At 67.8% G+C, this 20,372-nt stretch carries 17 protein-coding genes; 13 read left to right on the top strand and 4 right to left on the bottom strand.

What is annotated here, in order from left to right:
* Positions 1–136: 136 nt before the first annotated feature.
* From ABV408_RS11895 to ABV408_RS11865, 7 genes are all read left to right on the top strand, one after another.
* Positions 137–2,077: a GGDEF domain-containing protein gene (locus ABV408_RS11895; protein WP_353979165.1), complete on the top strand. Its 1,941-nt coding sequence runs from the start codon at positions 137–139 to the stop codon at positions 2,075–2,077.
* 213 nt (positions 2,078–2,290) lie between these two features.
* The gene (locus ABV408_RS11890; RefSeq protein ID WP_353979164.1) at positions 2,291–3,292 is read left to right on the top strand and encodes a TRAP transporter substrate-binding protein; all 1,002 of its coding nucleotides are present in this window, start codon (positions 2,291–2,293) and stop codon (positions 3,290–3,292) included.
* Between the two features lie 85 nt (positions 3,293–3,377).
* A complete protein-coding gene (locus ABV408_RS11885) occupies positions 3,378–3,896 on the top strand; it encodes a TRAP transporter small permease (protein ID WP_353979163.1) in 519 nt (172 codons plus the stop codon).
* Positions 3,897–3,898: 2 nt separating this feature from the next.
* Positions 3,899–5,179: a TRAP transporter large permease gene (locus ABV408_RS11880; RefSeq protein WP_207037038.1), complete on the top strand. Its 1,281-nt coding sequence runs from the start codon at positions 3,899–3,901 to the stop codon at positions 5,177–5,179.
* Positions 5,180–5,238: 59 nt separating this feature from the next.
* Positions 5,239–6,039: an NAD(P)-dependent oxidoreductase gene (locus tag ABV408_RS11875; RefSeq protein ID WP_353979162.1), complete on the top strand. Its 801-nt coding sequence runs from the start codon at positions 5,239–5,241 to the stop codon at positions 6,037–6,039.
* A 138-nt stretch (positions 6,040–6,177) separates the two neighbouring features.
* Positions 6,178–6,915, top strand: a complete 738-nt coding sequence (locus ABV408_RS11870) for a FadR/GntR family transcriptional regulator (RefSeq protein ID WP_353979161.1) — start codon at positions 6,178–6,180, stop codon at positions 6,913–6,915.
* 134 nt (positions 6,916–7,049) lie between these two features.
* The gene (locus tag ABV408_RS11865) at positions 7,050–8,630 is read left to right on the top strand and encodes an aldehyde dehydrogenase (NADP(+)) (protein ID WP_353979160.1); all 1,581 of its coding nucleotides are present in this window, start codon (positions 7,050–7,052) and stop codon (positions 8,628–8,630) included.
* Between the two features lie 45 nt (positions 8,631–8,675).
* Here the strand turns inward: ABV408_RS11865 and ABV408_RS11860 are convergent, their stop codons facing one another.
* On the bottom strand, positions 8,676–9,623 hold the full coding sequence (locus ABV408_RS11860) for an AEC family transporter (RefSeq protein WP_353979159.1): 948 nt from the start codon (positions 9,621–9,623) through the stop codon (positions 8,676–8,678).
* 302 nt (positions 9,624–9,925) lie between these two features.
* Here ABV408_RS11860 and ABV408_RS11855 point away from each other — a divergent pair, with 302 nt between their 5' ends.
* From ABV408_RS11855 to ABV408_RS11845, 3 genes are all read left to right on the top strand, one after another.
* Positions 9,926–10,729 carry an alpha/beta hydrolase gene (locus ABV408_RS11855; RefSeq protein WP_353979158.1) on the top strand — a complete coding sequence of 268 codons (804 nt, stop codon included), beginning with the start codon at positions 9,926–9,928 and terminating at the stop codon, positions 10,727–10,729.
* Positions 10,720–11,625 (top strand): alpha/beta hydrolase, encoded by a 906-nt coding sequence (locus ABV408_RS11850; protein WP_353979157.1) that lies wholly within the window; start codon positions 10,720–10,722, stop codon positions 11,623–11,625. The genes ABV408_RS11855 and ABV408_RS11850 overlap by 10 nt, the downstream gene beginning before the upstream one ends.
* A 100-nt stretch (positions 11,626–11,725) precedes the next feature.
* Positions 11,726–12,799 carry a patatin-like phospholipase family protein gene (locus tag ABV408_RS11845; RefSeq protein ID WP_353979156.1) on the top strand — a complete coding sequence of 358 codons (1,074 nt, stop codon included), beginning with the start codon at positions 11,726–11,728 and terminating at the stop codon, positions 12,797–12,799.
* 109 nt (positions 12,800–12,908) lie between these two features.
* Here the strand turns inward: ABV408_RS11845 and ABV408_RS11840 are convergent, their stop codons facing one another.
* Positions 12,909–13,505: a Smr/MutS family protein gene (locus ABV408_RS11840; protein WP_353979155.1), complete on the bottom strand. Its 597-nt coding sequence runs from the start codon at positions 13,503–13,505 to the stop codon at positions 12,909–12,911.
* Positions 13,506–13,693: 188 nt separating this feature from the next.
* Here ABV408_RS11840 and prmB point away from each other — a divergent pair, with 188 nt between their 5' ends.
* Positions 13,694–14,638 (top strand): 50S ribosomal protein L3 N(5)-glutamine methyltransferase, encoded by a 945-nt coding sequence (gene prmB / locus ABV408_RS11835; protein WP_353979154.1) that lies wholly within the window; start codon positions 13,694–13,696, stop codon positions 14,636–14,638.
* 38 nt (positions 14,639–14,676) lie between these two features.
* Complete coding sequence (gene aroC / locus ABV408_RS11830; protein WP_353979153.1) at positions 14,677–15,768, top strand: chorismate synthase; 1,092 nt, start codon at positions 14,677–14,679, stop codon at positions 15,766–15,768.
* 153 nt (positions 15,769–15,921) lie between these two features.
* Here aroC and ABV408_RS11825 read toward each other — a convergent pair whose 3' ends face one another.
* Together ABV408_RS11825 and ABV408_RS11820 are read right to left on the bottom strand one after the other, a co-directional pair.
* Complete coding sequence (locus ABV408_RS11825; protein ID WP_353979152.1) at positions 15,922–17,553, bottom strand: hypothetical protein; 1,632 nt, start codon at positions 17,551–17,553, stop codon at positions 15,922–15,924.
* A gap of 251 nt (positions 17,554–17,804) precedes the next feature.
* The gene (locus tag ABV408_RS11820; protein ID WP_353979151.1) at positions 17,805–18,704 is read right to left on the bottom strand and encodes a LysR family transcriptional regulator; all 900 of its coding nucleotides are present in this window, start codon (positions 18,702–18,704) and stop codon (positions 17,805–17,807) included.
* 200 nt (positions 18,705–18,904) lie between these two features.
* Here ABV408_RS11820 and leuC point away from each other — a divergent pair, with 200 nt between their 5' ends.
* Positions 18,905–20,365: a 3-isopropylmalate dehydratase large subunit gene (gene leuC, locus ABV408_RS11815; protein ID WP_353979150.1), complete on the top strand. Its 1,461-nt coding sequence runs from the start codon at positions 18,905–18,907 to the stop codon at positions 20,363–20,365.
* The last annotated feature ends 7 nt before the right edge of the window (positions 20,366–20,372 follow it).

The following is a 20,372-nucleotide window of genomic DNA, read 5'->3' as shown; positions in this document are numbered from 1 at the left end:
TAGGGATGGTGGCAGGGCTTGAGCGCCAGGACAGGACACCAGAGTGCAGGTGAGAGCCTAGTCAAATCACCTTTGGATACTTATCTTGACACTTGGTTTCATGACACTATGAGCTTCCTTGAGGGGGGAGCTCATCATGCGCGTAATCGGCGTCGTCACCGGCCTTTGCGTACTGCTGATCGGAATGTGGGTGGCCTGGAGCTGGGCCACGCGCGAGCCCCAGGGCGAGACGCCGAGCGTCGAGCCGAGCGGTTGGGAGTACCGCTGGGGCGACTCGCCGCGGGATGGCGCCGGGCTGCCGGCCTGGCTTCACGCTGACGACCGTGGCTGGCAGCCGATCGCCTTTCCCGCCAACCCGCCGCAGCGTGACGGCCGCGACAAGGTGTGGTTTCGCCTGCGTCTACCGCACAATCAATGGCACGACCCGGTGCTGTTCATCTCCAGCATCGATCTGATCGCGCAGGTTTATCTCGGCGACCAGCTGATCTACCAGCATGGCGACTTCACTGATGGCGACAGCATCGCCTTTGCCGGCTGGCCATGGCACATGATCGCGCTGCCCCACGGCTTTGGCGGGCAGACTCTCTGGGTGCGTGTCTTCTCCGACTACACCAGTATCGGCCTGTGGGGCCAGGTGTACCTGATGGAGCGCGGAGAGGCCTATCGTCAGATCATCCGGCGCTCGGCCTGGGACGTGGCGGTGAGCGCGCTGGCGCTGGCGCTGTCGGTATTCGCCGCGATCTTCGCCGTTAGTGGCGTCGAGCGGCGCAGTTTCGGCGCCATCGCGCTGTTCGCCGGCGCCTCGGGGCTGATGCTGCTGGCCGAGGCGCCGGCGCGGCAGTTGATCGCCGGCAACCCGCTGGGATGGGATCTGATCCGGGCCTTCAGTTACTACATGCTGCCGGTGGCGACCGGGCTGATCCTGGCCCATTGGCTCAAGGGGAGTGCGCGGCGCTGGATGCAGCGGCTATGGGCGCTGCATCTCGCCTACGTGGTGTTGGTGGTCGGGCTGGTCCAGGGCGGCGTGATCAACCTGTCGCTGACCTTTCCCATCTTCGACGTCCTGCTGGTGCTGACGCTGCCGACGATGCTGACACTGGCGCTGGGGCAATGGCGAGTGCTGGATGGCACCCAGCGCACCGTGGTGCTGAGCTTCGCAGTGTTCGCACCGCTGCTGCTGGCCGACATCCTGGTGGCCCACGGCTTCATCCCGTGGCAGCCGATACCGCTGAGCTTCGGCACGCTGGCCTTCTCCCTCTCCTGCGTGGCGATCTCGCTGCATCGCTACCATCGGGTCCATCGCGAACTGGCCCGCTCCCACGAGACGCTGGAGCAGCAGGTGACGGAGCGCACCGCGGAGCTGGCGGGCCTGGTCGAAGAGCTCGAAGGCTTGTCCTACCGCGACGCCCTGACCGGGCTCTACAACCGACGCCATTTCGACGCGGCCTACGCCCAGGCGTGCCGGCGGGCGGCGACGGGCGGTGGATGCCTGACCCTGGCGATCATCGATCTCGACCACTTCAAGCGCATCAACGACCGTTTCGGACACGATGCCGGCGATGGCGTGCTGGTCGAGGTGGCGACCCTGCTCAAGGCGAACAAGGAGGCCGGTGAGAGCGTCTGTCGCCTGGGCGGCGAGGAGTTCGCGCTGCTCTCCCACACCTCAGCGGGGGCGCTGGCCGTGCGTCTCGAGCGGCTGCTGGGGCGACTCTCATCGAGGCCGCTCAAGCGTGGCGACATGAGCCTTGGCCATGTCACCTTTTCTGCCGGTATCGCCAGCTTCCCGATGCACAGTGCAAGCCCTGACGGCCTGCTGCGGCTGGCCGACGAAGCGCTCTACTGCGCCAAGCGAGGAGGGCGCAGTACGGTGACGACCTACTCGGCATCGGCCGAGCCGTGTCTGCAGCGTGAAGATGGCGAGCAGAGCCGCGACAGCAAGTCCTGCCTGGCCAGCGGCGCTACTCAGCATCGGCACGCAGCGTCGGGGGAGCGTGACCAGACCGAGGGGGGAGCTTCGGCGGAAAAGAAGCCGGGGGCGGGCGCGAGAGACCCGGACTCGCGCCGACAGGGGCGCTGACGCCGGCGGCGCGATAGCGCCCAAGGGGGCAGCCATGTCGCCCACCGGGTAACGCGGCGAGAATCCCAAAGTCTAATATTTGAATAAGTATGATGTATGGCAATGTTGGCGGCGATGATAACAACATTGCGGCCTGTGCGGTGTCGCGATCGGTCTGGCGAAGACGCCGGACGGCGGCCTCGAAGGCTGCGCCCATTCGACATGGAGCGCGTCATGACCTCACTCTTCTCTGCGCGTGTCTCGCGTACCTGCCTCTCTCTCGCGGCCGCCGGCGTACTGCTGGGCGCCAGCCTGGGTGCCCAGGCGGCGACCTGGCGCGGTTGGAACGTGCACCCCGACGGCTACCCCAACTCGCTGGCGCTGAAGTCGTTCGCCGAGGAGGTGGCCAAGACCACCGACGGCCGCGTCGAGCCCAAGGTCTACAACAACGGCGTTCTCGGCGATCAGCCGGATGCGATCGAACAGGCCCGTAGCGGCGCGCTGGATTTCGGCAACTTCAACATGGGGCCGATGGGCCCGGTGGTGCCGGAGACCGATGTGCTCTCGCTGCCGTTTCTGTTCAAGGACGTCGAGCAGATGTATCGGGTCATGGATGGCGACATCGGCAAGCGCTTTGCCGCCGCCCTGGCCGAGAAGAATCTGATCGCGCTCTCCTGGTTCGGCTCCGGCGCGCGCAGCTTCTACGACACCAAGCGCCCGATCGAGACCCCCGACGACGTCAAGGGGCTCAAGCTGCGGGTGATGAACAACGATCTCTACGTGCAGATGGTCGATGCGCTGGGTGGCAACGCCACGCCGATGGCCTACAGCGAAGTGTTCCAGTCGCTCAAGACCGGGGTCATCGACGGTGCCGAGAACAACTTCCCCTCGTTCGAGTCGAGCAACCACTACGAAGTGGCCAAGTACTATTCGCTCACCGAGCACCTGATCATTCCCGAGTGCCTGTGCGTAGCCAAGTCGAGCTGGGAAGCGCTCTCCGACGCCGACCAGCGCGCCGTGCGCACCGCCGCCGAGCACGCCGCCCAGGCGCAGCGCCAGCTGTGGGCGGAGCGAGTGGCGAAGAGCCGCGCGATCGTCGAGAAGGCGGGGGTGAAGATCAATGAGGTGAAGGACAAGGCCGCCTTCCAGCAGCGTATGGAGCCGCTCTACCAGGCATTCACCGACAAGCACCCCGAGCTTGCTTCGTTGATCGACGAGATTCGTCAGACCCCCTGATCTCGCCCGTGGCGTCGGCGCGCCTCCGCGGTGAGGCGCGCTGCGTTTCTCGCTGTCGTTGACAGCACAGTGACAGGACACCTCCGTGAACGACTCCCAGCCGCCCGTGGCCGCTGGCACCTCGGCGTGTGACAAGGTGCTCGATACGCTGGCGCGACTCTGCCTGGTCGTCGCCGGCGTACTGCTGGTATTTCTGATCTTCTCCTTCGGCTGGCTGGTCTTCGGCCGCTATGTGCTCAACGACACCCCGACCTGGATCGAGCAGTCGTCGCTGTTGATCGTGGTCTACATCACCTGTCTGGGGGCTGCCGCCGGGGTCAGGTTCCATTCCCACCTGAGCATCGACTTCCTGCGCGAGGGCGCACCGCGCCCGCTGCGCCTGCTGATGCAGCTGATCGCCGACGCCTTCGTGATCGCCTTCGGCGGTGTCATGGCGTGGCAGGGGTGGCTGATGATGCTCAACAACGCCGACCGTCCGATCCCCATGCTGGGGCTGTCGGAGAGCTGGCGCTCGGCACCGCTGGTGGCTTGCGGAGTGCTGCTGGTGATCTTCACCGGGGCCGAGCTGATCCAGCGCGCGCTCTCGACACGCAAGGGGCACTGACCATGGGACTGATCATTCTGTTCGGGGTGTTCGCGCTGGGCCTGATCGTGGGCGCACCGATCGCCTTCGCGGTGGGGCTGTCGGCGGTGGTGACCTTTCTCTACGAGGGGCTGCCGCTGTTCGTCGGCTTTCAGCGCATCGTCTCGGGAATCTCGGTGTTCTCGCTGCTGGCGATCCCGTTCTTCATCTTCGCCGGCGAGCTGATGCTCCACGGCGGTATCTCGCGGCGGCTGGTACGTTTCGCCTCGGCGGCGGTAGGACGCATGCGCGGCGGCCTGGGTATGGTCAACGTCACCTCGTCGATGCTGTTCGGCGGCATCTCCGGCTCGGCGGTGGCGGATACCTCGGCGCTGGGCTCGATCCTGATTCCGGTGATGAAGGAGAAGGGCTACGACACCGACTACGCGGTCAATGTCACGGTCACCTCGTCGATCGCCGGGGTGGTGATCCCGCCCAGCCATAACATGATTCTCTATGCGGTGGCCGCAGGTGGCGGGATCTCGGTCACCCAGCTGTTCGTGGCCGGGATCGTGCCGGGCATTCTGATGTGTCTGGCGCTGGCGGTGGCGGCCTACGTGGTGGCGGTGAAGCGCGGTTACGGCGGCGAAACCTTTCCCGGCTGGGCGGCGCTGCTGATCAGCTTCTGCGCCTCGCTGCCGGGTCTGCTCACCGCGGTGATCATCGTCGGCGGCGTGCTCTCGGGTGTCCTCACGGTGACCGAGTCCGGCGCCTTCGGTGCGCTCTACGCCATCGTGGTCACCGGCCTGGTCTACCGCGAGCTGCGCTGGGCGGCGTTCAAGACCGCGGTCTATCAGGCGGTCAAGACCACCGCGCTGGTGATGATCCTGGTCGGTTGCGCCTCGGCGTTCTCCTATCTGCTGGCGCTCTACAGCGTGCCCGAGATGCTCGCCAACGGTCTGACCTCGGTCTCCGACAACCCGATCGTGGTGCTGCTGATGCTCAACCTGCTGCTGCTGGCGCTGGGCATGATCATGGACATGGCGCCACTCATCCTGATCTGTACCCCGATCTTTCTGCCGGTGGCGCAGCAGTTCGGCATGGACCCGACCCAGTTCGGCATCCTGATGATGATGAATCTGGGCATCGGGCTGTGTACGCCGCCGGTGGGGGGGTGCCTGTTCGTGGGCAGCGCGATCGGCGGGATCAAGATCGAACAGACGGTGAAGACGATCTGGCCATTCTACCTGGCGCTGTTCGCGGTGCTGATGCTGGTCACCTATGTACCGGCGATCTCGCTGACGCTGCCCCATCTGCTGCAGTGAGCCCGTGCCCGGTACGCCGGGCACTCTCCGCTTTGCCATCGAACATGAGGAAATTCGCGATGCTGAATCGATTACTGGTGACCGGTGCCGCCGGGGGCGTGGGGCAGGCGATTCGCCCCCATCTCGCGCGTCTGGCGCACCAGGTGCGGCTCTCCGATATCGTCGATCCGGGCGCGGCCGCCGCGCACGAGGAGATCGTCACCTGCGAGCTTGCGGATGCTGCGGCCGTGGCGGACCTGGTCGCGGGCTGCGACGGGGTGATCCACCTCGGCGGCATCTCGGTGGAGAAACCGTGGGCCGAGATCCTCCCGGCCAACATCGTCGGCGTCTACAACCTCTACGAAGCGGTGCGCCGCCACGGCCGGCCGCGGGTGGTCTTCGCCAGCTCCAACCACACCATCGGTTTCTATCCGCGCACCACGCGGCTCGACAGCCAGGTACCGCACCGGCCCGACTCGCTCTACGGCGTCTCCAAGTGTTTTGGCGAAGATCTCGCCAGCCTCTATCACGACAAGTTCGGCGTCGAGACGCTCAGCTTGCGTATCGGCTCCTGTTTTCCGCAGCCCAAGGACACCCGCATGCTGGCCACCTGGCTCGGGGTGGAAGATCTCGTCGACCTGCTGGCACGCGCCTTCGCCGCGCCGCAGTTGGGCCACACCGTGGTCTATGGCGCGTCCGACAACGCCGAGCAGTGGTGGGACAACCGCCATGCACAGTTCCTCGGCTGGCGCCCGCGCCAGAGTTCCGCGCCCTGGCGCGAGGCGGTCGAGGCCGCCGACGGCCACCTCGACACCGCTGATCCGGCAGTGCGCTTCCAGGGTGGCAAGTTCGTCGCCCAGGGCCACCCCGACGAGGGGTGAATGACGTGCTGTTCGGGCGAGCTGGTATGCTAGCGCTAATCGACAGCCAAGATGCGGCCACGCCCGCGGGTCACGCGGCGTAGATATCGGATGGCGACATTCGATGGCGTATCCGGCACAGCAGAGGTAGAGGAAACGATGGAGCAGACCCAGGCCTTCAGCGTGCAGCGCATCTCGATGCAGGAGAGTCTGTCGCGCCAGATCGCACGCCAGCTCGAGGCCCTGATCACCGAGGGCAAGATTCCGGTGGGCGACAAGCTGCCCACCGAGAGCCAGCTGTGCGACATGTTCGGGGTCAGCCGTACCGCGGTGCGCGAGGCGATCGCCCATCTCAAGTCGATGGGGCTGGTGGAGACTCGCCGCGGTATCGGTACCCGGGTGCTGCGCTCGGCGCCGGCCAGCGCCTTCCCGGCGCGCCGCATCAGTGCCACCACCGTAGAGGACATCCTCCACGTGCTCGAGTTGCGTCTGGCGCTGGATTCGCAGGCTGCGGCGCTGGCCGCGGAGCGTCGTGATGACGCTGACATCGAGGCGTTGACGCAGGCCCACGAGGCGCTGGTCGGCGCCAGCCGGGAGGGGAGTCAGGCGCGTCACGAGGATTATCGCTTCCACCGCGCCATCGTCGAAGCCAGCCACAATCCGTTCTTCGTCACCCTCTACGATCAGCTGCACGAGGGCGCCATCCCGCGCACCAAGCTGGTGGCGGTGGAACTCGACCCGGCGGCCATGACCCACTACCTTGAGCGAGTGGCGCGTGAGCACGCCGACGTGCTCGCGGCCATCGTGTCGGGCCAGCCGGAAGCGGCGCGCGACGCCATGCTGCGACATCTCCAGCGCGCGTACGACAACTACGCCGCCTATCAGGATCGCGGCTGACGCCACTTCGCCGCCTGCGCGGGCGCGGCATGACCCGTCTGCGGCCGACGATCCCCATCCACTCCGAGTCGGCGCCGCCTTTCCATGCGCGCCGCTCGGCGATATCGCATCCGACCATCGGTGCAGGAGGCAACGTGAAGTTGACTGGCGAATTGTTGATTGGGCAGCAGGCCGTCATGGGCAGTCGCGATCCCATCGTGGCCATCGACCCGGCCAGTGGCGAGCGCCTGCCGACCGAATTCCACGGTGGTAGCGTCGAGGACGTCGCTCGTGCCTGCGAGCTGGCCTGGGCGGCGTTCGACACCTATCGCGAGACCGGTAACGAGGCGCGCGCCGCTTTTCTGGAGGCGATCGCCGAGGAGATCGAAGCCATCGGCGAGCCGCTGATCGCCCGCGCAGTGGCCGAGAGCGGCCTGCCGCGGGCGCGCATCGAGGGCGAGCGTGGCCGCACCTGTGGTCAGTTGCGGCTGTTCGCGCGGGTGGTGCGCGACGGTGAGTGGCTGGACGTACGCGTCGACCCGGCGCTTCCTGAGCGCGAGCCGCTGCCGCGGGCCGATCTACGTCAGCGGCATATCGCACTGGGGCCGGTGGCGGTCTTCGGCGCCAGCAATTTCCCGCTGGCGTTCTCGGTGGCCGGCGGCGATACCGCATCGGCGCTCGCGGCCGGCTGCCCGGTGGTGGTCAAGGCGCACCCGGCTCACCCCGGCACCTGCGAGCTGGTAGGGCGTGCGCTGCAGGCGGCGGTGGCGCGTTGCGGCCTGCCCGAGGGCGTTTTCTCGCTGCTCCACGACTCGGGGCTGGAAGTGGGGCAGGCGCTGGTCGCCGACCCGCGTATCAAGGCTGGCGGCTTCACCGGCTCGCGCAAGGGCGGGCTGGCGCTCTGGCAGATTGCCCAGCAGCGCCCCGAGCCGATCCCGTTCTATGCCGAGATGAGCAGCACCAATCCGGTGTTCCTGCTGCCGGCGGCGCTCGCCGCCCGCGGCCGCGAGCTGGGCACGGCGTTCGTCGGCTCGCTCACCCTGGGGGCCGGGCAGTTCTGCACCAACCCCGGGCTGGTGATCGCGATCGAAGGACCCGAACTCGATGCCTTCGTCGAGGCGGCCGCCACGGCAGTCGAGGAGAGCCAGCCCCAGACCATGCTGACGCCGGGCATTCACGACGCCTACGCCCACGGCGTGGCGGCGCTCTCGGCGCATCCGCAGGTGCACGAGGTGGCGCGCGGGGCGGCTGCCGAGGGCCAGCCCAACCGCTGTATCAGCGGGCTCTTCATGACCCGTGGCGAAGCGCTGCTCGCCGACGCCACGCTACAGGACGAGATCTTCGGCGCCGCGGCACTGGTGGTCGCCTGCCGCGATGCCGCCGAGGTCAAGCGGGTCGCCGAGGCGCTGGAGGGGCAGCTCACCGCCACTCTGCAGATGGATGATGCCGATCTGGACGCGGCGCGTGCGCTGCTGCCGACGCTGGAGCGCAAGGTCGGGCGCATCCTGGCCAACGGCTGGCCCACCGGGGTCGAGGTGTGCGATGCGATGGTTCACGGCGGGCCGTTCCCTGCCACCTCGGACGCGCGCACCACCTCCGTGGGCAGCGCGGCGATCAAGCGCTTCCTGCGCCCGGTGTGCTATCAGAACCTGCCCGATGCGCTGCGCCCGCAGGCGCTCGAGGAGAGCAATCCGCTGGCGCTCAAGCGCCTGGTCGACGGTCAGCGCGAGCACTGAGCCCGAACAGCCCATTTCCAAACCCTTGGCGTTTCTGGTGTGGACCTAGACGAGCCCCAGCCACTTCAGCACGATCAACCCCAGACTCAGACTGAACATCGAGCCGAAGGTGGTGATCACGATGATATTGGCGGCCAGCTTGTCGTTGGCCTTGAACGCCTTGGCCATGACGAAGGAGGCCGCCGCGCCGGGGCTGCCCAGGAACAGGAACAGGATACCCAGGGCCGGCCCGCGGATGCCCAGTGCCAGGGCGCCGAGAACACCCAGCAGCGGGACCCACACCAGCTTCCACAGGCTGGCATCCAGGGCGATGGTGCTGCCGCGCTTGAACGCGGTGATCGAGAGCGTGCCACCGATGCAGATCAGGCCCAGCGGCAGCGACATCGAGCCCAGATAGCCGCCGGAGGTGAGCAGCCAGGCGGGTAGCTCCAGCCCCAGCAGCGCGACCGGGATCGCCAGCACCACGCTCAGGATCAGCGGGTTCTTGGCCAGATTGCGCGCCAGCGAACGCAGGTCGGTGGGCACGTCCTGACTGTAGACCGAGAGCACGATCACCGAGACCACGTTGTAGACCACGATCACCGCACCGGCCAGAATGCCGCCCACGGAGAGCCCGTAGTCACCGTACTGACTGGCCGCCAGGGCCAGGCCGACGATGCCGTTGTTGGCGCGGCAGGCGCCCTGGGTGAAGATTCCGCGTTCGATGTAGGGGTGGCGCCAGATTGCCCAGAGCCAGGCGAGGCAGAAGCTCGCCAGGGTGAAGCCGACGAAGTAGAGAATCAGCCGCGGCTGCAGGGCGCTGTCGAGATCCGCCTGGATGATGCTGAGGAACAGCAGCGTCGGCATGGTCACCCGGAACACCAGTGACGAGGCGGTATTGATGAAGGCGGCATCGATCCAGCCCAGGCGCTTGAGCCCCAGGCCGAGGAACACCATCAGAAAGACCGGCAGGGTGATTTCGAGGGTATGGGTGAATGCCGCCAGCAGGCCCATGGATCACTCTCCGCCGCGAACCAGCCAGAAGCCGACCACCAGGGCGGCGAGGATGACGGCCCAGAACAGCCGATTTCTCAGACGAGTGTCGCGGTGGGAACCTTTACGGGACACGTTACAATCCTTCTACGGTAGAGCGGGCACTCATGCCACATGAGTGCCCGTATGGACAACGTACGCACGCACGTCGGCGCGTCTCGGCGCGCGGGGAAAAGACGCCCGGAAAGCGCCCACCAGGGCGCCACCCCGACGCCGGTGACCATGCGACGAAAAGGCGACAGTTTACGGGAATTCGACGATCGATGCTGCCTCAACCCCTGGTCTTCGCGCACGCCAATGGCTTCACCGGCGCCAGCTATCGCACCCTGCTGGCGCCACTGGGTGAGCGCTTCGAGCTCCACCCCCTGGAGCGCCTGGCTCACCATCCCGACTTTCCGGTCGACCGCAACTGGCGCTCGCTGTGCGATGAGTATCTCGACGCGGTGCGCGCGGTGGGGCGCCCGGTGATCGCCGTGGGGCATTCGATGGGCGGGGTGCTCTCGATCATGGGCGCCTGTCGCGCGCCGGAGCACTTCCGGGCGGTGGTCGCGCTCGACCCGCCGCTGCTGATCGGGCGCGATGCCTTGTTGCTCAAGCTGGCCAAACTGACCGGATTCATCGACCGTATCACCCCGGCCGGCAAGACGCTCAAGCGTCGCGAGTACTGGCCGAGCCGCGAGGCGATGCGTCACTCGCTGCGTCAGCACACGCTGTTCAAGGGTTTCACCGAGGCGGCGCTGACCGACTATGTCAGCGGTGCCACTCGACTCGATGAGCAGGGGGCGACCCGCCTGCTGTTCGCACCGCGCCATGAAGCTGCGGTGTTTCGCCATCTCCCCGATCACCTCTCCGGTGTGCTCAAGCATCTCGAGGTGCCACTCACGGTGATCGCCGGTGAGGATTCGACCCTGCTCACCCAGACGCGCCGGCGCCAGCTGGCGCGGGCGGGGGTGGCGCTGGACTGTGTGCCCGGCGGCCATATGTTTCCGTTCGAGCATCCCGAGGCAACCCGCGCGGCGCTGCTCGCTACGCTCGAGCGGATGCTGGAGGGCGCGGCATGCCGTTGAGCCATAGCGCGAACGCGGGGCCGATAGAGACGACGCTGGGGGAGGCCGGCCTGGCGGCGCAGGTGTGGGGGGCGGCGGAAGCCCCGGTATGGCTGGCGCTGCATGGCTGGCTCGACAACGCGGCGACCTTCTCGCGTCTGGCCCCGCTGCTGGTCGAGGCGCTGGGTATTCGGGTGGTGGCGCTCGATCTTCCCGGCCACGGCCGCTCACCACATCGCGGTGACGGGGGCGACTACTCGCCCTGGGGCTATCTACCCGAGCTGGTCGAGGTGGTCGAGACGCTGGGCCCGGCGCCGCTGACGCTGCTCGGCCACTCCATGGGGGCGGGAGTGGCCAGCCTGCTCGCCGCCGCGCTGCCGGCGCGGGTGGCCCGGCTGGTGTTGATCGATGGCCTCGCGCCGCTGACCACCACCCCGGAGCAGGCGCCGGAGCAGCTGCGGCTGGGGCTGCGCGCACGTCGGCGGCCACGGCGCGGCGAGCACGGATATGCCACCCTGGAAGCGGCGCTCGAGGCCCGGGTCAACGGCGGCCGCACGCGCCTGGATGCCGATACCGCGCGCCCGATCGTCGAGCGCGGGCTGCGCCGTGGCGAGGATGGCTTGTTCTACTGGCGCAGCGACCGGCGTCTGATCTGGCCCTCGCTGCTGCGTCTGAGCCCGGAGCAGATGCTGGCCCTGCTCGGTGAGATCGTCGCGCCGACGTTGCTGATCCAGGCCACGGCCGGGGTGCTGGGCGAGCGCGAGCAGCTGGCCGAGAGCTGCCAGCGGGTGCGCCGGCTGCAGCGGCGGGTGGTGAGCGGCGGCCACCATCTGCATCTCGAGCGGACGCGGGTGGCGCAGGTGGCAGCGGAGGTCGTACGCTTTACCCGGGTGGGCGACGCCTCGGCGCTGGCGTGAGCGCCCGGCAAGTGGCAGTGGCCGTCCAGGAGCGGGCACCTGCGGTGAGCGAGGTCATGACGGAGATGGACGTGCAAGCGACAGGCAGGAGAAGGGGACGATGAAACCACGCGTGTCACTGGTGCTGGGCAGCGGCGGTGCCCGCGGCTATGCCCATATCGGCGTGATCGAAGAGCTCGAGGCGCGTGGCTACGAGATCGTTTCGATCTCCGGCTGCTCGATGGGCGCGCTGATCGGCGGCATCCACGCCGCCGGGCAGCTCGAGGGTTACCGCGACTGGGTGTGTCAGCTCGACTACTTCGACGTGCTGCGGCTGGTCGATATCACCTGGAGCGCGATGGGCGCGATGCGTGCCGGCAAGGTGATGACCAAATTGAAGTCGCTGGTCGGCGATATCCAGATCGAGGCGCTGCCGCTGCCGTTCACCGCGGTGGCCACCGACCTCACCCGCCAGCGCGAGGTGTGGTTCCAGAGCGGCTCGCTACTACGCGCGATCCGTGCCTCCATCGCCGTCCCCGGGATCATCACGCCGGTGCAGGAGCACGGCCAGGTGCTGGTCGACGGCGGGCTGCTCAACCCGCTGCCGATCATCCCCACGGTCTCGGTGTCGGCGGATATCGTGCTCGCGGTCAACGCCACCGCACAGACCCCTCGGCCGATCAGTCTGGAGGCGCTGCTGCCGGCCGAACGCGCCGCCGAGGAGGAGCAGCGCGAGCGCGAGCGCGAGGCCGCGGGCAAGAGTTTCAGCGGCTGGCTGGGGGGCGTGCGCAACCGCGTTCAGGGCATGATCTCCTCCTTCAGCGATGAGGAGGAGAGCCCCGGCGACACCTGGTCGAGCCAGACCGAGCGCGCCTGGAGCAAGCTCGACATGATGCTGGCGTCGTTCGATATCACCCAGGCGGCGCTGGCCAAGTACAAGATCGCCGGCTATCCGCCGGACGTGCTGATCGAGGTGCCCAAGAGCGTTTGCGGGGCCTACGAGTTCCACCGCGCCGAGGCGCTGATCGAACTCGGCCGCTATCTCGCCGCCCAGGCGCTCGACCGCTACGAGGCGCAGCGCGACCACACCTGGGCCAGCGGCGAGCCGGTCAATTCGCGCCGGCATCCGCGCAGCAGTGGGCTACCCCGAGTCGACATGCCGCTGCCGCTGTCGTCGCCCAAGCGCCAGGAGTGAGCTCCCGTGGAGCGAGCCCTCGTTAAAGAACGGCCTCGTTAAAGAGAACCTCCCCAGAGCGCGCTCGTAGACAGAGTTCTGGGCGCGAGTCAGGCGTGAACACCGGGGCTCACTCTGGCTCGCCACCGCGGGTGCGCAGCAGCACGTAGAGCGCGCCGGTGCCACCATCGATCTCGCTGGCGGAGCAGAAGGCGAGCACCCGTGACCAGTTCCTGAGCCAGGTGTTGACGTGGCTCTTGATCACCGGATAGGCAGTGCCGCCCGCGCTGGTGCTGCGTGCCTTGCCGTGGACCACCAGCACGCAGCGCAGGCGGTTGGCGATGGCGTCGTCGATGAACGACTCCAGTTCCAGACGCGCCTCGTCGAGGGTATAACCGTGCAGGTCGAGTCCGCCCTCCCACGGAATGCGTCCGCGCTTGAGCTGGGCGAAGGTGCGTGGCGGCAGATCGGGAATCGCGAAAGCCAGCGACTGATGCGGGGTGACCGCCTCGACGCCGCCGTCGGAGAGGGTGGAGAGCGCCTGCGGCGGCGCCTGTTCGGCGGCCTCGCGGCGTGCCGTGGCGTTGAGCGAGTGCCGGCGGCGGCGCCCGGTATCGGCGCGGTTGAGCTCGAGTTTCTTTACGCCGGCCGCCTCCAGCGCCTGACGAAAGGCGCCGAGATCGGCGTCGTCATCGCCTGACGGATCGTCGCCGGAAATCTGCGTCATGCCGCTCTGCCTCTGTCTGCTGTCTCGGTCGATGCCGGCCGGGGTTTGCCATCGGGCCGCACCTGGCGCGCTCGCTTCGCGGGCGCAAGGGTAAAGGATTGTCACCGCGGACGCATGCCCGGCTGTGAAGCGCCGACCCTTGCGGGTACAATCGTCGTCCGTTTTTCAGCCATTTGCGAGCCCGACCCATGTCCAGCCCGGCGACCACCCTGACGCTCACCGATCACGCCCTCGCCAGCGAGCTGATCAGCGTTCGCGACTGCCTGCGCTGGGCCACCAGTGAGTTTCTCACCCACCGCCTGCACTTCGGCCACGGGACCGACAGCGCCTGGGACGAAGCGGTGGCGCTGGTGCTCGGGGCGCTGCACCTGCCGTGGGACGCCGACCCGGCGGTGCTCGACGCGCGCCTGCTCGGCGTCGAGCGCGAACGCATCGTGGGCCTGGCACGGCAGCGTATCGAGACCCGACGGCCGTTGCCCTATCTGCTGGGGGAGGCGTTCTTCGCCGGCTACCCGTTCGAGGTCGACGAGCGCGTGCTGATTCCGCGCTCGCCCATCGCCGAGCTGATCGAGGCGGGCTTTGCGCCCTGGTTCGAGGCCATGCCGCCGGCGCGGGTGCTCGACCTGTGCACCGGGTCCGGCTGCATCGGCATCGCCACCGCGCTGACCCTGCCCACCTGTGCGGTGGATCTGGTCGACATCAGCCCCGACGCCCTGGCGGTGGCCAAGGCCAATATCGTGCGTCACGACGTGGGACGCCGGGTGCGCGCGGTGGCCTCCGACCTGTTCGAGGGCGTCGCCGGGCAGACCTACGATCTGATCGTCAGCAACCCGCCCTACGTCGACAGCCGCGACCTCGCGGCGATGCCGGCGGAGTATCGCCACGAGCCGGACCTGGCGCTGGGCGCGGGCAGCGACGGCCTCGATATCGTGCGCCGCATCCTGCGCGAGGCACGTGGCTATCTCAGCGACGACGGCACCCTGGTGGTCGAGGTCGGCAACTCCCAGCATCATCTCGAGGCCGCCTTCCCCGAGGTGCCGTTCCTGTGGCTCGACTTCGAGCGCGGCGGTGAGGGCGTCTTCGTACTCGATGCCGAGACCCTCGACGCCCATGCGGCCCAGTTCGCCGCCTGACCGATTCGCTTTCGCTCCCTTTTCTCCGAGGAACCCGCATGTCCGGCAATACCTTCGGCAAACTGTTCACCGTCACCACCTTCGGTGAGAGCCACGGCCCGGCGCTGGGCGCCATCGTCGATGGCTGCCCGCCGGGACTCGCGCTCAGCGAGGCGGAGCTGCAGCGCGATCTCGACCGTCGGCGTCCGGGTTCGTCGCGCCACACCACTCAGCGGCGCGAACCGGACCAGGTGAAGATACTCTCCGGGGTATTCGAGGGGCGCACCACCGGCACCCCGATCGGGCTGGCGATCGAGAACACCGACCAGCGCTCCAAGGACTACTCCAAGATCCAGGCGCAGTTCCGCCCCGCACATGCCGACTACACCTATCACCACAAGTACGGTATCCGCGACTATCGTGGCGGCGGCCGCTCCAGCGCCCGCGAGACCGCGATGCGCGTGGCCGCCGGGGCCATCGCCAAGGCCTGGCTGGCGCAGCAGGGCGTGCGCGTGCGCGGCTACATGAGCCAGCTCGGCCCGATCGAGATCGCGTTCAAGGGCTGGGAAGGCGTCGACGACAACCCGTTCTTCTGCCCCGATCCGGACAAGGTGCCCGAGCTCGAGGCCTACATGGATCAGCTGCGTCGCGACCAGGACAGCGTCGGCGCCAAGATCACGGTGGTGGCCGACGGCTTGCCGGTGGGGCTGGGCGAGCCGGTCTTCGACCGCCTGGACGCCGACCTGGCCCATGCCCTGATGGGCATCAATGCGGTCAAGGGGGTCGAGATCGGCGACGGTTTCGGCGTGGTCGCCAGCCGCGGCAGCGAGCATCGCGACGAGCTGACCCCGGAGGGCTTTCTCTCCAACCACGCCGGCGGCGTGCTCGGCGGTATCTCCACCGGCCAGCCCCTGGTGGCGCACCTGGCGCTCAAGCCGACCTCCAGCATTACCCAGCCCGGGCGCTCGATCGATGTCGACGGCGCGCCGGTGGAGGTGATCACCAAGGGGCGTCACGACCCCTGCGTGGGGATTCGCGCCACGCCGATCGCCGAGGCGATGATGGCGCTGACGCTGATGGATCACTGGCTGCGCCATCGTGGTCAGAATGCCGATGTGCGGGTAGGTACCCCGCGTCTGGGCCAACTCTAGGCACTGTCTGAAAAGTACTGCGCTCGCCCATGCGGCGTTAAAAATCGGCTCAAAATGCTCATTTACACCGCGTAAACTCCGCGCTTTCGCCGATTTTCGCCTTGCCTGGCCTTCGCTCGTCGACTTTTTAGCTGGATACGGCCGGGGCGGCGATCACTCGCCGCCCTGCGTTTCGCGACGATCGCGCCTGCGACCCGCGTCTTCACCACCCTCGCGCTCTTCCTCGGGCGCTTCACTCCCGCGGCCGCGGTTCTCTTCAGTGCCCGTTGTTTCCTCGCCATCGCGGTCGTTGCCTTGGTGGCCTTCCTCCTGCGCCTGCTGCTGGCGCGCCTTGACCTTGCGCTGGCGGAGCTGCTGGCGGTAGCCGTAGGTGGCGCCGCGGATGGTCTCGTCGCTCTCCAGGCTCGAGCCCAGGGCGCCGGCCACGGTGGCCACCGAGGTCGCCAGCCACGCCAGCGCAGGGAAGTTCCACCAGCTGATGGAGGACTCGACCGTGGCTTCGAGCAGGCTGGCGGGGACGAACAGGATCACCGCCACCAGAAACAGCGCGAAGAGAATGGCGTAATAGCAGAACACGCCCAGCAGCAGCGTCAGCAGCGTGGTCAGATTGTAGAGCCGGGTCAGGTGCGGCGAGCCGGTATAGCGCTGGGGCTCCCACAGGCCGTGATCGAGAATCAGCCAGATCACCATGGCGGCGATCGCGGCGACCATCAGCAGCACGAAGCGGTAGCCCTCGTAGGCGGCGCTGAGGCGCCACAGGGTAGGGAAGATCAGTCCGTAGGCGCCGGTAGCGAAGGCCACCGCCACGATACGCCGGAACGCGGGCAGAATGGTCCACGGCCGATTGGCGCGCACCATGCCCGCGAGCAGGCGCAGATGGCCGCGTACGGGGGCGGTGGAGACGAAGCGCACGTCGATCTCGGGCTGACGCCTATCGCGCTGGCTGCCGCTGTCGTCGTTTCTGTCGTTGCCTTCTCTACCGCCGCCGTGTCTATCGTTGTCGTTCCTGGCGCCCTCGGGGGAGGAGGTATCCGACGCCTCCCGCGGCCTGTAGTGCCGCTCCTCGGACGCTTGCTGACGCGTCCGCTCGCTCGACTCGTCGCGCTGCCCTCCCGGTTCTCCGTCGCAGGTGTGTCGCTGGCTGTCGTCCGGGGTGACCCGGCGGATCGGTGTCAGCCACTCGGCGAGGCGTGAGCCCATCAGCTGACGCGCGCTGGCGTTGCGGATGCCGTGGGCGCGGCGGGTGCGGCGGCTGCGGTCGACGTGCGCCTGCTGGCGTTCGCGATCGTCGGGGTCGCTGCCGTGGTGCATCTCGTTGATCAGGTGCAGCGTCGCCTCGCGCAGCCGGTCGTGCAGCGGCGAGGCGCCCAGGGCCGGCTGCGAGATCACCGCCACGCCGCACGCCTCACTGGCCTCGGCCACGATCAGTCGGCCGTCACGGAACAGCGGCAGATCGGTGATGCACAGTGCGTAGTCCCAGCCGTGCTCGCGCTTGAGCCTGGCGGCCTGCTGGATCAGCTCGGCACCGGTACCGTCGGCACCGATCAGCGGGTCGGTGACGCACTCGACCCGCCAGACGTGGCGGTCGTCGGTATGGCGCGCGAGCAGCGTCGGCAGCTCCTCGGCCAGCCCGGCGGCGATACGCTCGGGCAGCTCCGGGGCCGGAATCAGGCCCAGGCGCTGCGGCGGGCGGCTGGGTTCGCGCTCGCTCGCGCTGTCATCACGGCTTGCCCGCTCCGGCTCGATCACGCCGCTCCCGGGCGCGGATGACGCTGACGAGGCCATGGTCGGTGATTCCCCCTGATGTCTCAGTTCTTCGATGTATTAGGCACTGTCTGAAAAGTACTGTGCTCGCACATGCGGCGTTAAAAATCGGCTGGAGCGCCAGCCCGGTCAAAAATGCTCATTTACACCCCGTAAACTGGAGCGCCAGCCCGGTTCGTTTTCGCCGATTTTTGCCTTAGCTACGCGCCCCGGCCTGACCTTCGCTCGTTGACTTTTCAGGCAGCACCTAGCTCTTGGCGGTCCGCTGAAGCTTAGGTGCGATCGGGCGCCTCGGCGAGGTCGGAGCGTGCCGCCTCGAGCTGGGCGAGCATGGCGCGGCCGGCGTTGGAGAGGGTGCGTTCGCGATGTACCAGATAGCCCAGACGGCGCACCAGCGGCGGGTGGTCGACGTCCAGCACCGTCACCTCGGCGTCGATCATGCTCTCCGGCAGCACGCTCCAGCCCAGCCCGATGCCGGCCATCATCTTGAGTGTCTCCAGATAGTTGGTAGAGAGCGCCACGCTGATCGCGAGGCCGGCGTGGGAGAAGGCGTCGACCACAATGTCACGGGTAAAGGTGAGCGGGCCTGGCAGCACCGCCGGATGGTTGGCCAGCTCGCCTAGCGAGACGCGATCGGCCCCGGCCAGCGGGTGTTCGGGGGCGGCGACGAAGCGCAGGTGGTCGGTCCATACCGGTACCGACTCCACCTGCGGGTTGGGGCGTGGCGCCAGGGTCACCACCGCCAGTTCGATCGCCCCCGAGACCACTCCCTGGTAGGCCTGTTCGGAGTCGAGGAAGCGCAGATCGAGATCGACCCCCGGGTAGCGCCGGGTATAGGCCTTGAGCACCGGGGGCAGGCGGTGCAGCCCGACATGGTGGCTGGTGGCCAGGGTCAGACTGCCGGCGACCTGCCCGCTGAGGTCGTGCAGCTGGCGCCGGCTCTCCTCGACCAGCTGCAGGATACGGCGCGCCTGCGGCAGCAGCAGGCGACCCGCCTCGGTGAGGCTGACGCGACGGTTGATACGGTCGAACAGCTTGGCGTCGGTCTGCGCCTCGAGCGCGGCGATGCGCTTGCTGATCGCCGGCTGGGTCAGGTGCAGGCGCTCGCCGGCCAGCGAGAAGGAGGCGGTGTCGGCAACGGCGATGAAGGCCTGCAGGCTCTGGGTGTCCATGGTGTGGCCCTCGCGGCACGGCTGATGGATCCATCTATTCTGGTGTGGAATTCAAAGCATAATCAAGATGAATTGCTTTTATGCATGGCTCGGGCGTATCTTGGCTCTCCCAACCCCGAGCGGCCCGTGGCCGGGCCACTCGCGGCATACCGACAGCGTCGCGCAACCGCGTCGAGACGGGCGACGGAGGAGATCGAGACATGGCAGGCCAAACGCTCTACGACAAGCTGTGGGCGCAGCATCTGGTGACCAGCCGCGACGACGGCTCGGCGTTGATCTACATCGACCGTCATCTGCTGCACGAAGTCACCTCGCCGCAGGCGTTCGAGGGGCTGCGTCTGGCCGGGCGCAAGCCGTGGCGCCGTGACGCCAACCTGGCCACGCCGGACCACAACGTGCCGACCACGACCAAGGAGCGCAGCGCCGGCAACGCGGGGATCGTCGATGACGTCTCGCGCATCCAGGTCGAGACCCTGGATGCCAACTGCGAGAGCTTCGATATCGAGGAGTTCCGCATCAATGACGAGCGTCAGGGCATCGTTCACGTGGTGGGGCCGGAGCAGGGCGCCACGCTGCCCGGCATGACCGTGGTCTGCGGCGACTCGCACACCGCTACCCATGGCGCCTTCGCCGCGCTCTCCCACGGTATCGGCACCTCCGAGGTCGAGCACGTGCTCGCTACCCAGTGCCTGATCGCACAGAAGATGAAGAACATGCAGGTGCGCGTCGAGGGTCAGCTGGGGCTCGGCGTCACCGCCAAGGATATCGTGCTGGCGATCATCGGCCGTATCGGCACCGCCGGTGGCACCGGCTACGCCATCGAGTTCGCCGGCAGCGCGATTCGCGAACTGTCGATGGAAGGCCGCATGACCATCTGCAACATGGCGATCGAGGCCGGTGCCCGGGTCGGTCTGGTGGCGGTCGACGACCACACCATCGAGTACCTGCGCGGGCGCCCCTTCGCCCCCAGCGCCGAGCAGTGGCCGGCAGCGGTCGCGGCGTGGCGTGACCTGGTCTCCGACGCCGATGCCCATTTCGACAAGGTGGTCGAGCTCGACGCTGCCGCCATCGAGCCGCAGGTGACCTGGGGTACCAGCCCGGAGATGGTGGTCAACGTCTCCGCCGAGGTGCCCGATCCGGCCACCGCCGACGACGAGACGGTGGCGCGCGGCATGCAGCGCGCGCTCGAGTACATGGGGCTCGAGGCGGGGCAGAAGATTACCGATATCCGCCTCGACAAGGTGTTCATCGGCTCCTGTACCAACTCGCGTATCGAAGACCTGCGCGAAGCGGCCAAGGTGGCTCAGGGGCGCAAGGTCGCCGACAACATCCAGCTCGCCATGGTGGTGCCGGGTTCCGGTCTGGTGAAGCGTCTGGCCGAAGCCGAGGGGCTCGACAAGATCTTCATCGAGGCCGGCTTCGAATGGCGCGAGCCGGGCTGCTCCATGTGCCTGGCGATGAATGCCGACAAGCTGGGCGCCGGCGAGCGCTGTGCCTCGACCTCGAACCGCAACTTCGAGGGGCGCCAGGGCTACGGCGGGCGCACCCATCTGGTGAGCCCGGCGATGGCCGCCGCCGCCGCCATCGAAGGGCACTTCGTCGACGTGCGCGACTACGACCCCGGCAGCGCGCGGAATCGTGACGACGCGCTCAGCGCCTGAGACCCGG

Source organism: Salinicola endophyticus (assembly GCF_040536835.1).
Classification (GTDB): Bacteria; Pseudomonadota; Gammaproteobacteria; order Pseudomonadales; family Halomonadaceae; genus Salinicola; species Salinicola endophyticus_A.
Note: the sequence above shows the minus strand (reverse complement) of the source record. Positions and strands in the feature narration are given on the sequence as shown.

Coding starts and splice junctions, on each gene's coding strand:
- ABV408_RS11895 (WP_353979165.1), top strand. CDS start 137: ATGCGCGTAATCGGCGTCGTCACCGGCCTTTGCGTACTGCTGATCGGA.
- ABV408_RS11890 (WP_353979164.1), top strand. CDS start 2,291: ATGACCTCACTCTTCTCTGCGCGTGTCTCGCGTACCTGCCTCTCTCTC.
- ABV408_RS11880 (WP_207037038.1), top strand. CDS start 3,899: ATGGGACTGATCATTCTGTTCGGGGTGTTCGCGCTGGGCCTGATCGTG.
- ABV408_RS11875 (WP_353979162.1), top strand. CDS start 5,239: ATGCTGAATCGATTACTGGTGACCGGTGCCGCCGGGGGCGTGGGGCAG.
- ABV408_RS11870 (WP_353979161.1), top strand. CDS start 6,178: ATGGAGCAGACCCAGGCCTTCAGCGTGCAGCGCATCTCGATGCAGGAG.
- ABV408_RS11860 (WP_353979159.1), bottom strand. CDS start 9,623: ATGGGCCTGCTGGCGGCATTCACCCATACCCTCGAAATCACCCTGCCG.
- ABV408_RS11855 (WP_353979158.1), top strand. CDS start 9,926: ATGCTGCCTCAACCCCTGGTCTTCGCGCACGCCAATGGCTTCACCGGC.
- ABV408_RS11850 (WP_353979157.1), top strand. CDS start 10,720: ATGCCGTTGAGCCATAGCGCGAACGCGGGGCCGATAGAGACGACGCTG.
- ABV408_RS11845 (WP_353979156.1), top strand. CDS start 11,726: ATGAAACCACGCGTGTCACTGGTGCTGGGCAGCGGCGGTGCCCGCGGC.
- ABV408_RS11840 (WP_353979155.1), bottom strand. CDS start 13,505: ATGACGCAGATTTCCGGCGACGATCCGTCAGGCGATGACGACGCCGAT.
- prmB (WP_353979154.1), top strand. CDS start 13,694: ATGTCCAGCCCGGCGACCACCCTGACGCTCACCGATCACGCCCTCGCC.
- aroC (WP_353979153.1), top strand. CDS start 14,677: ATGTCCGGCAATACCTTCGGCAAACTGTTCACCGTCACCACCTTCGGT.
- ABV408_RS11825 (WP_353979152.1), bottom strand. CDS start 17,553: ATGGCCTCGTCAGCGTCATCCGCGCCCGGGAGCGGCGTGATCGAGCCG.
- ABV408_RS11820 (WP_353979151.1), bottom strand. CDS start 18,704: ATGGACACCCAGAGCCTGCAGGCCTTCATCGCCGTTGCCGACACCGCC.
- leuC (WP_353979150.1), top strand. CDS start 18,905: ATGGCAGGCCAAACGCTCTACGACAAGCTGTGGGCGCAGCATCTGGTG.